Source organism: Pseudobutyrivibrio sp., from assembly GCF_017471675.1.
Taxonomy (GTDB): domain Bacteria; phylum Bacillota; class Clostridia; order Lachnospirales; family Lachnospiraceae; genus Pseudobutyrivibrio.
The window spans coordinates 44,852-56,146 of the sequence record NZ_JAFUSK010000030.1 but is presented as its reverse complement, the minus strand read 5'-3'; the positions used below and the strand labels follow the sequence as shown (position 1 = coordinate 56,146).

The window sequence follows — 11,295 nt, the reverse complement described above, 5'->3', positions numbered from 1 at the left end:
TGGCTTTGCTTAGTGACTCTATTTTTTATAATTATAGGGGCAAAAGAAAATCCAAAAACAAAATAAAAGAGGATTCAGGGGCTATCCGAGGATAGTCACTGAATCCAGTCCTTTTTTAGGGGAGTTTTTTAACAGCCCCTTCGCAAATTGTTTACTATTCATATCTCAGAGCATCAATTGGGTTCATATTGGCCGCGTGCTTGGCTGGGGAGTAACCAAAGAACACGCCAATAGCCATTGAGAATCCTACGGATAAATAGATACTTGCAATTGAAATATGTGGTGTATAGCCCATAAAATAGACTGCCACATTTCCCAGGATTAGTCCCAGGACAATACCTATGATGCCTCCAATCAGACAGATGATAATTGCCTCGCTGATAAACTGCAGCATAATCATGCCATCAGGTGCACCAAGGGCTTTTCTGGTACCGATTTCTCTGGTACGCTCTGTGATGGATACAGTCATAATGTTCATTACTCCGATTCCACCTACGATTAATGCGATTGCGGCAATCATTGAAATTGCCATAGTCATCTGATTCATGGTTTTTGTGTTTTCTTCAATCATAGATTGATTGCTATATGCACCAACCATAAATTTATCGCCAAGGTTATTTGCCATGGCTTCTGTAAGATAATCTTTTATCTGATCCGATAATTCTGCCGCATTTACGCCTTCTGCTGCAACCACAGTACACTCAAAAAACTCTTCCATGTGAGTAAAATTCCATGCAGTCTTAAGAGGAATATAGACATTAGTGGTGATATTTTTGTTACCGCCTCTGACACTACCTTCCTGCTCATAATGATAGATTCCTACAACTGTCACATTTAGATATTGTTCACCTACATTTATTTCAATTTCTTTTCCAAGAAGATTCTCAGGCTTAAACTCCTTGCCATATAACTGCTCTATAAATTTGTCAGCTATAATAGCGGTATTTTTACCCATAGAATAATCAAATTCATTAAAGCTGTTTCCGTTAATAAGCTTTACTTTGTTGGCTTTATAGTATCCTGCGCTTGTACCAGTCACATTAACGTTTACAGTCTTGCCTTCCTTTACAACGGTACCTGTTTCCATCTGCGACTCTACTGATATTCCACTAATTTTTTTGCCAAATTTTTCAGAAAGCTTATGAAGTATCTCAGGGCGAAGCCTCATATTCTGATAGTCTGCTTCCGTAATATCCGCTTCCCAATCAATTGGATTTACATATACTGTGATGTTTTGCACACCGTAACCTTCTAACTGCTTTTTAACATCAGCAGTCATGGAATTACCAACAGTCATAATGGCAATAACAGCGCAAACACCGATGATAATACCAAGCATTGTAAGAAAGGAACGCATCTTGTTAGCTTTAATGCTTATGATAGCAAGCTTACAATTTTCTTTAATCATTTATGCAACACCTTCCTTGTCGTTTATTTTTTCAGCGATAATGTTTCCATCGCTAATAGTTATGATTCTTGGAGTCTCTGCTGCAAGCTCGTTTGAATGAGTGATAAGCACAATAGTCTTACCCTGCTTTTCGTGAAGCTCGTGGAAAATATCCATTACAAGACGTCCTGTTTTAGAATCAAGAGCACCTGTAGGCTCATCCGCAAGAATGATATCTGGGTCATTTGCCATAGCACGAGCAATGGCTACACGCTGCTTTTGTCCACCTGAAAGCTCATCAGGTGTGTGATGCATTCTCTCTCCCATTCCTACCATTTCAAGAAGCTCTATTGCTCTGGCTCTTCTCTTCTTTTCAGAAATACCTGCATATAACATAGGCATTTCTACATTTGCAATAGCATCTGTTCTTGCTATCAGATTATAGGTCTGAAATACAAACCCGATATGTTTATTACGTAAAGACGATAACGCTTTGTTAGGAGCCTTTGATATATCCACTCCATCAAGTATGTATTTTCCAGATGTTTGTCTATCCAGGATGCCTAAAATATTCATAAGCGTACTTTTGCCAGAGCCTGACTGACCTACTATAGAAACAAACTCACCACGTTTTATATCAAGGTCTATTCCATGAAGAATCTCCAGTTCATTAGGAGTACCTACATAGTAGCTTTTCTTAATGTCTCTGGCCTGTAACAAAATATCATTACTCAAAATAGATACCTCCATCTGCTCCCATGTCATCAAGTACTGCATCAGCGCTGCCATCTAATCCTGCTTCGATAATTACATCACCTTCCTTAAGCTTGCTATCCTTAATCTCGGTGTAGAAATCATCAGATATACCTGGTGTTACTGTCACATTTTTGGTAGAGCCATTTGCATTTTGAACAACTACATATTTGTTGCCATCTGCATCTGTTTGCAAATCAGTTGTAGGAACTACTAATGCATTCTTGGCATTTGCTGTAATAAATGTCATCTTAGCTGTCATGCCAAGTCTTAAGTTCTCATGAGTGTTATCCAGGGTCACATCTACTCTATATGTAGCACGGCTTTTAGAAACTGATGCTGTAGATGATTCTCCTTCTGTTGTCTTAGTACTGTTCTTTGTCGCTGTGGGTGATACGAAGGATACTGTTCCCTCTAGGATTTCATCTCCTGTGGCATCTGTCTTTATCTGCACCTTTTGTCCCATGGCAATCTGCGGAATCTGGGCTTCGTCTATATCTGCTGTGGCCTTAAGGCTTGTTACATTATCTATTACCACGGCATCTGTTCCAGAATATGTCTGTCCCTTTACAATATTTACATTAGTAACTGTTCCATCCTGGCTGGCGCGCACTACTGCCTTTGAAAGCTCTTCCTTTGATTTTGCTATCTCCTGTTGGCTGGATAATGTGTTAGCCTTAGAGGAAAGCTCATTGGATTTTGCTGTCTGATACTGATTGATAATATTGTTATTAGCAGTGTTTTGTGTATTAGCAGCTGATGCTGATGCAGAATCTAATGAGCGTGCTGCAGTTGCTGCGCTATCCTTAGCAGATTGAAGTGTCTGCTCTGCTGACTGTCTGTTGCTTACAGCAGAATCATAAGCTGATTTCTTACCATCTCTATCTGACATAGCACTATTTAAATCAGCCTTTGCAGCATCTAAGCTTTTCTTTAGCTCATCTACATTAGTGTTTTCATCTGCTGAATCTATTTGCTTTTGAATATCATTAACCTTCTTTTGTATAGAAGATACATTAGAATTAGCGTTATCATAAGCTCGCTTTGCATCACTTTCTGCGTTTCTTGCACTATCAAGCTGTGAGTTGCTGTTTGATTGCTGTCTATCTGCTGCTGCCTTATCCTGCTTTGCCTGTGCTAAGCTTCTGTTGGCATCATTAACCTGAACTGCTCCTGCATCCTTAGCATCCTGCAAGGCCTTATCAGCATTTTGCTGAGAGATGGCATTCTGCTGGTTTTGTAAATCAAGTGCCTGCTGCTGGAAGCTAAGTGTTTCTTCCATAGTAGACATATCTAGTTTATAAAGAGGGTCACCTTTCTTTACCACGTCTCCAACCTTTACATACACCTCTTCAACAGGATAACTGCCTGTAACTGTTGCAAACTGTCCGCTTTCTTCTGCAGAGATTATAGTGCCTGTTGCAGATAATGTCTTTTGTACATCCTGCTTTACTACTGAAACTGTAGCAATGTTATTTGCCTCCTCATCGCTTTTAGCCATTACATTTTTCACACCTGTCACTCCTACAATGGCACTTATGATTAAGGCTGCTGCAACCATAGCTGCAATAATCTTTTTATTAAGCTTCTTAAAGAATCTCTTATCAGCATCAGATGTCTCTTCCTCTAAGCTTTCATCTATTTCATCATCTAAGTATTCTTCTTCCTTATTCCAAAACTTAATCTTTTCAAGTACGTTTTTTAACTTCATTAATATTTTCCTCCATAGGTTTTGTTTTCAACCACAGTAGAAAGTATGAAGGAAAACTCTTAAGAAATACCTAAAGTAAATCTAAAGAAACCTAAAGAAACAGGATTTTCATATTTCTTTGCAGATTTTGTGATACTATACAATCAGAACAATAAACTAAACTAATCATTTAAGAGGATTTTATGGGAAATCAAAAGATATTAGTTGTAGATGACAATGAAGAAATCAGAAATATACTTCATATATTATTAGAAAGCGAAGGCTACATTATAATAGAAGCTCCAGATGGTGAAACGGCACTTACACTTGTAGACGATACCATTGATTTAATCATACTTGATATTATGATGCCAGGCATATCTGGTCTTGATGTATGTAAGAAGATTCGAGAAACTTATCAAATGCCAATCCTGTTTCTTACAGCAAAGGGCACAGATTCAGATAAATCACTTGGTCTTCTAATAGGTGCTGATGATTATCTATCTAAGCCTTTTTCTCACAGCGAGCTTACAGCCAGGGTTAAATCCATGCTTCGCCGCTACTATGTATATAAGGGAAAGGAAGCTACCACAAATAACAACTATTTTACCTATGATATATTTAAATTGGCCAAGGACAGAAACGAAGTATTTATCACATCATCTACCGGTGAACAAACTGAAATCGATTTATCCGAATTAGAATACCAAATATTGCGCCTTCTTATAGAAAGCCCTGGCAGAGTATTTCCTGCACAGCTTATATATGAAAGCATTTGGAACGAACCATATTTCTATAGCTCCAATGCAACTATTATGGTTCATATTAGAAACCTACGCACTAAAATTGAGGATGATCCATCCAAGCCTACACATCTGCTTACTGTATGGGGAAAGGGATATAAATTACAATGAGAAAGATAAAGAAGTTTTTTTCGAAGTCACTATACTTGGAGCTTTGGGCAAGTATATTAGCAGCTCTTATAATAGGGGTAGTTTCATATACTCTACTTGAAAAATTAAATTACAAAATCATCGATTCCAAATGGGTAAAAACAAATTATGTTCCTGCCAAAACAGAAGAAGCTATTACAGACCTACAGAACTATATTGACGAAAATAATCTTTCATCTGATGATGCTCTAGAAATCTACTATTGGTGTAAAAGACATCCACTATTCTATTTCTATATGCAAAAGGATGGAAAAATCGTATACAACTACTATGCTGATTACACCTCTGATGATGAAACAACTATTGCAGAATATGATAGAGAGCTTCTTGAAAACTCCAACCTGAATTACCTTTACACTTTTAAATACACAATTCATCTTTCTGATGGAGATTGTACATTAAGAGGCTTTGAAGATTTTCAGTTTGCTTTAATGAGCATAATTCAAAATATTAATTTTATCTTATGTGCTTCAATGGTAATCATTATAATCACTATTCTTGTAAGAAAAAAGATTCACTACATCAAAGAGGTTACCTCTGGTATCAACATTCTTGAGGGTGGCGATTTGAACTACAACATTCCTGTTAAGGGCTATGACGAAATTGCAAATGTGGCAACCAGTCTTAACTCCATGCGTGTTGCTGTTATTCAGCAGATGGAAAATGAAAAGAAAGCGCTGCAGGCCAATAACAGCCTTGTCACTGCATTGTCCCACGACCTTCGTACTCCTCTTACAACACAGATGGGATATCTTGAAATCCTAAAGGAGCATCACTACAATTCACAGGAAGAATTAGATAAGTATTTAAACACTGCACTTACTACCTGCCATCAGATAAAGGAAATGTCTGATAGATTATTTGAATACTTCTTAGCCTTTGAGCCTAATCCAAAAAGAGCTGATGATGCTCTTGAGGAATATGATGGAATGGAATTTTTCATGCAGATTATTTCTGAGCTCACCCCTCCTCTTATGGAGCAGGGCTTTAGATTTGATGTTAAAGAGCCATCTGAAAGCTTCACTATCAAAGTAAATGCAGATGACATTTTAAGAATCTTTAATAACGTATTTACGAATATAGATAAATATGCTGATGAGTCCTCTCCAGTTGAAATCAGCTTTGTAAAGGATGAAACAAGAGCCATTGTTACTTTTACAAATACCATTAGAAATGAACCAAGAAAAAATGAAAGCGCCAAAATCGGCCTGATTAGTATTTCAAGTCTTATGAAAAGACAAGGAGGTTCCAGCTTAACCAGAACCTCCAATAATAAGTTTACTTTAGAGCTTAAGTTTCCTGTTATATCTTAGCTAAACCATCCAAAGAATTTTTTAACTTTGATAGAAACAGGAGCTGACTCCTCAGAGTATACTCTTGTCTTTCCACTACCCTGGTAAGAAACTACCTTGTAGTAATATGTCTTGTTGTTTGCTACTGTAAAATCCCAGAAGCCGTTTAAGCCGCTTACTGTAGCAATCTTTGAATATTTACCATCCTTAGATGTACTTCTGTAAACAACATAACCATCTGCGTTAGCATCCTTAGACCACTTTACATATACACCAAGGATTGTCTGGCTAATACCGTTAATCTTCGGTGTGCTAAGTATTGGTCTACCAACTGATACAGCATCTTCCATATCAGTAGCAGCTACCACATCTGTAGCCTCGTTGTTAAGACCAAGAATCTTAGTCTTAATTGTAGTATCCTGTGCCTTAAGGCCAGCCTTAACTGTAAACTGAACAGTCATAAGTGTACCAGCAGCTGTCTTTGGAGCATCATTTACGAATGCGTAAGCAATACCCTTTGCCTCTTCATTTACATAATTCTTATTTACATCAACATCACTAAATTTAATTCCCTCAGAATCTGATTTAAGAACTAAAACATTTGGGTCATATTCAACAGCTACTCTACCATCTGTCACAGTTGTCTTATCAAGTGTAAGCTTGTATGTAATCTTCTGACTATCTGCCTTGCCAGTAGATTTAACTGTTGTATGTACTGGTGCTACATTTGCAGCCTTAGCTACATTTGTGTAAGGAGTAGATGTAAATACTGTAAGGGCTGTCAATGTAAGAACAACCGCTCTTTTGATTGATTTATTCATCACTTTCTTCTCCTTCTTGTATTTCTTCTTCAGAAGCAACATCACCCTCTGTTGATGTCTCATTGGAAACCTTTTCCTCTTTAACTTCTTCAGTAACCTCTTCAGTAGTATCTTCAACTACCTCTTCTGCTTCTTCCTTATCCTGGTCATCAGTTGTCTCAGTCTTTTCATCATCCTTCTTCTCATCAGACTTATCTTTATCCTTCTTAACAACCGTAACCTTGACTTCAGCTGTAAGGTGCTTACCCTTCTTATCAGTTGCAAGTGTTGTTGCCTTTACTACTGTCTCGCCTTCTGCAACTGCTGTGATAACACCGTTTGCTGAAACCTTAGCAATGCTTTCATCATCGCTTGACCATTCAACAAGATTGTAGTTTTCTGCAAGCCACTTAGGACCAACTGTTGCCTTAACCTGTGCCTGCTCTCCAACCTTAAGCTCAACATCATCCTTATCAACTGTGATATCTGATACAAACTTTGTATCAGCATGTCCTGTATTGTTGAATCTGTAAACTGTTCCGTTAAGAGCGTAATCATATACCTCTACGTAGAATACATCATCTGGAGCATCGATAAGGATTTCCATATCTTTATCTGCTTCTTCCTGATTTACAGCGTACTTGCCAATTACAGTCTTCTTATCGCTAGCGATTACAAGAACTGATGCTGTGTAGCGGTTATCGTAAGCTGTGATAGAGTACTTACCATCCTCAGTCTTAACAGCGTCTGTTACTACTGGTGCTGTGTTATCAATTGCCATTGGTGTCTTGATAAACATACCAGGAGCATTAAGTGTAGAAACATCTTCTACATCATTGTAGTAGCTTGGAATTGCCTGAAGTGAAATCTCAACCTCTGTACCATCTGCAAGTGGGTTACCATTAGCATCTGTACCAGCCCAGTTAAGATCCTGTGCTGCAATGTTCTCAAGCCATCTTCCCTTGCTTGCGCTATAGAACTCAGCGTACTGGTCTTTTTCGATATGCTCGAAATACTTCTCTCCGGTATTCTTATCAGTAATTGTAAGAATCAATCTACCAGCATTTCGCATTAATGAGTAATACTGTGCACCAAGCTTTGTTCCATTTTCAGAGCTGATTGCATTTCTATCTGCAATATACTTAGCATCATCTGCAAAGTAATTTGGAATGTAATACTTCTCGTTATCTATTCCAAGTGGATAGATTGAAAGGAAGTTTGTTTTTGAAATACCTGAATATGTCATAGCATTTGCAGCATAGTCAGCATTGTGTACATACTCCTCAAAATCAAAGTCCTCAAACATTGGAGAATCCATCCAGCTTCCATAGAATGCAAGGAATGGAACTGACATGTCAACGCCACCCTTTACATAGATGAAACCATCTACATACATACCATTTTCGAAGCCAGCTAAATATTCTCTATCGCTGTCTGAAAGGTTGATTGCTACATTAACCTTTGTGCTATCCTTTACCTCCACTACTTCAAGTGCAAGATCAGCTACTGCCTCACCGCCCTTAAGCTGCTTAGATAAAGCGTAAACATCCTTTGTATCTACAAGTCCGTCATTGTTGAAATCATAGTATTCCTGATTCTGTTCAACGATAGCAACGTCACGTGAACCGTTAACAACCTGAAGAAGAATCTTTCTATCCTTGTTGTTTACCTTGCCATCATCGTTAAGATCGTAAACAAGCTTTGTATCATCAGCTGTAAGAGTTACTTCTGGGTTAAGCTTGTGTGAGCTTCCTGAAATGTAAGTTGTACCGTTTCTGTCATAAAGCTCTTCTGTAAGTACTGTTGAATCAAGTACATAATACTGTGCATCCTCGTCCATGTTATAAACATCGAATGAGAATGAGTAGTTACCTGACTTTGTTGGGTCATCACCAAGAACTGCCTTAACCTTACCGTCATTGCCTTCCTTGTCGCCTACTAAGATGTAAGCTGGTGATGAAATAGCGTCCTGAACATTTGCAAGACCAGCACCCTGGGAACGAGGAGAATACTCAAGACCTGTCTTATCGTTATCCTCATAAAGTGGTGTTGCAGTACTCATAATAAGTGACTGTGCAAGTGTTCTAATTGAAATGTCGTTCTTTGCAGCAAGGTCATTTTCCTTGATGTACTGCTGTACAAGAGCACTCTGACCTGCAAGTGATGGAGCTGACATTGATGTACCAGACATCTGTCCGTATGTTCCATTGTCTCTTGTTGAGTAGATGTTTCCACCTGGGCCTGTGATTTCTGGCTTAAGATCAAGTGAACCTGGAACACCGTAAGATGAGAAGTCACTCATTGTATATCCGCCATCAGCGTCTCTGTCTGTTGCAACAGCTGTGTTGACTGTAATTGTACCTTCATATACACCTTCGGCAACCTTAGTTGCAGTAGCCTTAACTGCGTCACCTTCTGTCTGCTTAATAGAAACCGCTGGAATAACAGCTTTGCTTCCCTGCATTGTCATGCTAATTGAGCCTGGCTGGTTGTTAACAATTACAACAGCCTTTGCACCAGCTGCTTCAGCATTCATCTGCTTTTCACCAAATGTGATTGCACCTCTGTATACAAATACAATCTTGTCCTTTACATCTACACCTTCGTAATCAGCTGCCTCACCCTTTGTGTCAAGGTAAACAAATGGATATTCTGTTCCACTCTTGTCAGCTGATGTGTCAAGTGTTAAGAACTTAGGAGCAAGTGTATCATTTGCATCTGTATAGAAAATGTTCTTTCCATCAGCAAGTGTAAAGTTGTTAGCTGTCATACCGCTATTTACTGCAGAAGCTACCGTAAATGCGTTAGTGTATGAACCAGGAGAACCTACAGTATCCTGATTAACATCCTTTGAAAGGTTTACTCCGTATACTGAATCATCTGCCCAGCGTCCAGAGTTACCTGCTGAGATTGATACTACTGTGCTTGTTCCCTCAAGCTTTTTGAAAATTTCATTTACATACTCTTCTTCATCAGATGAGTTACCAGCTGCTGATGAGCCAAGGCTTAAGTTGATTGCGTCTGCCTTAAGAAGAAGTGCATCTTCTATAGCTGCCATGTAATCATCTGTGTATGCACCACCATTTGTACCAAATACCTTCATTGAGATAAGCTGTGCATCTGGTGCGATACCTACAACCCCTGCTGCTTCTCTTGCATAACCTGTTTCAGAAGCTGCGTTCTTAACATAGTAGTTTGCTGTAGCAATACCAGATACGTGTGTACCATGATCCCCTTCGTCATCATTATCATGAGTGATATCAAGGTTCTTATCTACATAGTTAAATGCAAATGGAACTTTATCATTATTGAAAAGTTCTGAAGCTGTAAGACCTTCATACTTCTTTGCTGCATTAAGATTTGGAAGAACATTTTCAATCTCCTCTGCATTAAGAAGATTATAATCAGAAACACTCTTACTTGCTGCCTCTGCTGTCTCCTCTAAATGAGCGTCAAATGCATCTGCATCAAATGATGGATGGTCGATATCGATACCTGTATCAATAACTGCGATACGTGTACCTGCACCTGTATAGCCTGTAGCCCATGTAGTGTAAGAGCCTACCATATCACCAGATGTAATAGTGTTTGGCTCAGCCTCTACGCAAGGCTCATACTGAGTTGCAACATATACAGCTTCAACTCCATCAACCTTTTCAATAGCTTCGATGTCCTTAAATGCAACATCTGCTGAAATGGCATTTGCAAGAATTGAGAAATTGAAATTTACATTCAAATCTTCCCCATCTAATGCCTCATTAGAAATCTTTGTGATTTCCTTTTCCTGAGCTGCTTCAATCTTGTCAGCAGCCTTCATAGCAGATTTATTATCTGCTAAATCCTCAGTGTCGTAACCCTTGTCAAGGACACTATCGCCCTCCATAACAATGATTACACGAGTCTGCTCGTTTGGATCCACCTCTTTGGCTTGTACATCAACCTCTTCACCAGCTAAAGCTTCTGTTGGATCTTCTAACCCTTCTTCCTTAGGGTCTACTTCCTCGAAGACTGGTAAATCTTCTGTAGCTTCTGTCGCTTCTGAATCTGCTTTTTCTTCTGAGTCATCAGCTTTTTCTTCTGATGTTTCATCTGTAGCTTCTTCAGTTGTTTCATCCACAACTTTTTCATCTACCTGTTCTTCTACTGGACTAGCTACTGCAGTAACTGTAGGTGCCATCGCAAGTGATGCCGCCATAATTACTGACAATACCTTTTTTGGTATCCAGCTTCTTCTCATGTCATTACCTCCCTTTAATGTATTTATAAAAACTACCTAGATGAGAAACCAGATAGTTTTTCTCAGAAATTAAAACGGGACTTATTCCCAGGAATTAGTTAAAGCGCATTTTAATATATTGGTTTAAAGTATTAACGCTTTGCACTGTTAAAGTACTCTAGTCAAAAAAATGTAAATGCGGCT

General features: G+C 38.6%; 7 protein-coding genes. 2 read left to right on the top strand and 5 right to left on the bottom strand.

What is annotated here, in order from left to right; all coding sequences use genetic code 11:
* Positions 1–154: 154 nt before the first annotated feature.
* Genes IJ535_RS05365 through IJ535_RS05355 form a run of 3 tightly spaced genes read right to left on the bottom strand, consistent with a single transcriptional unit; the run spans position 155 to position 3,851 of the window.
* Positions 155–1,408: an ABC transporter permease gene (locus IJ535_RS05365; RefSeq protein ID WP_294299780.1), complete on the bottom strand. Its 1,254-nt coding sequence runs from the start codon at positions 1,406–1,408 to the stop codon at positions 155–157.
* A complete protein-coding gene (locus IJ535_RS05360) occupies positions 1,409–2,137 on the bottom strand; it encodes an ABC transporter ATP-binding protein (RefSeq protein ID WP_442961375.1) in 729 nt (242 codons plus the stop codon). It lies immediately after the preceding gene.
* Complete coding sequence (locus IJ535_RS05355) at positions 2,115–3,851, bottom strand: efflux RND transporter periplasmic adaptor subunit (RefSeq protein WP_294299777.1); 1,737 nt, start codon at positions 3,849–3,851, stop codon at positions 2,115–2,117. Before IJ535_RS05355 ends, IJ535_RS05360 begins: the two co-directional genes overlap by 23 nt.
* A 182-nt stretch (positions 3,852–4,033) precedes the next feature.
* On the opposite strand from IJ535_RS05355, the gene IJ535_RS05350 reads away from it, so the two are divergent.
* Both IJ535_RS05350 and IJ535_RS05345 read left to right on the top strand, forming a co-directional pair.
* Positions 4,034–4,744, top strand: a complete 711-nt coding sequence (locus tag IJ535_RS05350; RefSeq protein ID WP_294299773.1) for a response regulator transcription factor — start codon at positions 4,034–4,036, stop codon at positions 4,742–4,744.
* Positions 4,741–6,096 carry a histidine kinase dimerization/phospho-acceptor domain-containing protein gene (locus IJ535_RS05345; protein WP_294299771.1) on the top strand — a complete coding sequence of 452 codons (1,356 nt, stop codon included), beginning with the start codon at positions 4,741–4,743 and terminating at the stop codon, positions 6,094–6,096. Before IJ535_RS05350 ends, IJ535_RS05345 begins: the two co-directional genes overlap by 4 nt.
* On the opposite strand, the gene IJ535_RS05340 is transcribed toward IJ535_RS05345, so the two are convergent.
* Complete coding sequence (locus IJ535_RS05340) at positions 6,093–6,896, bottom strand: hypothetical protein (RefSeq protein WP_294299768.1); 804 nt, start codon at positions 6,894–6,896, stop codon at positions 6,093–6,095. The two genes, IJ535_RS05345 and IJ535_RS05340, sit on opposite strands and share 4 nt — an antisense overlap.
* Positions 6,889–11,112 carry a S8 family serine peptidase gene (locus tag IJ535_RS05335; RefSeq protein WP_294299766.1) on the bottom strand — a complete coding sequence of 1,408 codons (4,224 nt, stop codon included), beginning with the start codon at positions 11,110–11,112 and terminating at the stop codon, positions 6,889–6,891. Before IJ535_RS05335 ends, IJ535_RS05340 begins: the two co-directional genes overlap by 8 nt.
* Positions 11,113–11,295: the final 183 nt, after the last annotated feature.

Coding starts and splice junctions, on each gene's coding strand:
- IJ535_RS05365 (WP_294299780.1), bottom strand. CDS start 1,408: ATGATTAAAGAAAATTGTAAGCTTGCTATCATAAGCATTAAAGCTAAC.
- IJ535_RS05360 (WP_442961375.1), bottom strand. CDS start 2,137: ATGGAGGTATCTATTTTGAGTAATGATATTTTGTTACAGGCCAGAGAC.
- IJ535_RS05355 (WP_294299777.1), bottom strand. CDS start 3,851: ATGAAGTTAAAAAACGTACTTGAAAAGATTAAGTTTTGGAATAAGGAA.
- IJ535_RS05350 (WP_294299773.1), top strand. CDS start 4,034: ATGGGAAATCAAAAGATATTAGTTGTAGATGACAATGAAGAAATCAGA.
- IJ535_RS05345 (WP_294299771.1), top strand. CDS start 4,741: ATGAGAAAGATAAAGAAGTTTTTTTCGAAGTCACTATACTTGGAGCTT.
- IJ535_RS05340 (WP_294299768.1), bottom strand. CDS start 6,896: ATGAATAAATCAATCAAAAGAGCGGTTGTTCTTACATTGACAGCCCTT.
- IJ535_RS05335 (WP_294299766.1), bottom strand. CDS start 11,112: ATGAGAAGAAGCTGGATACCAAAAAAGGTATTGTCAGTAATTATGGCG.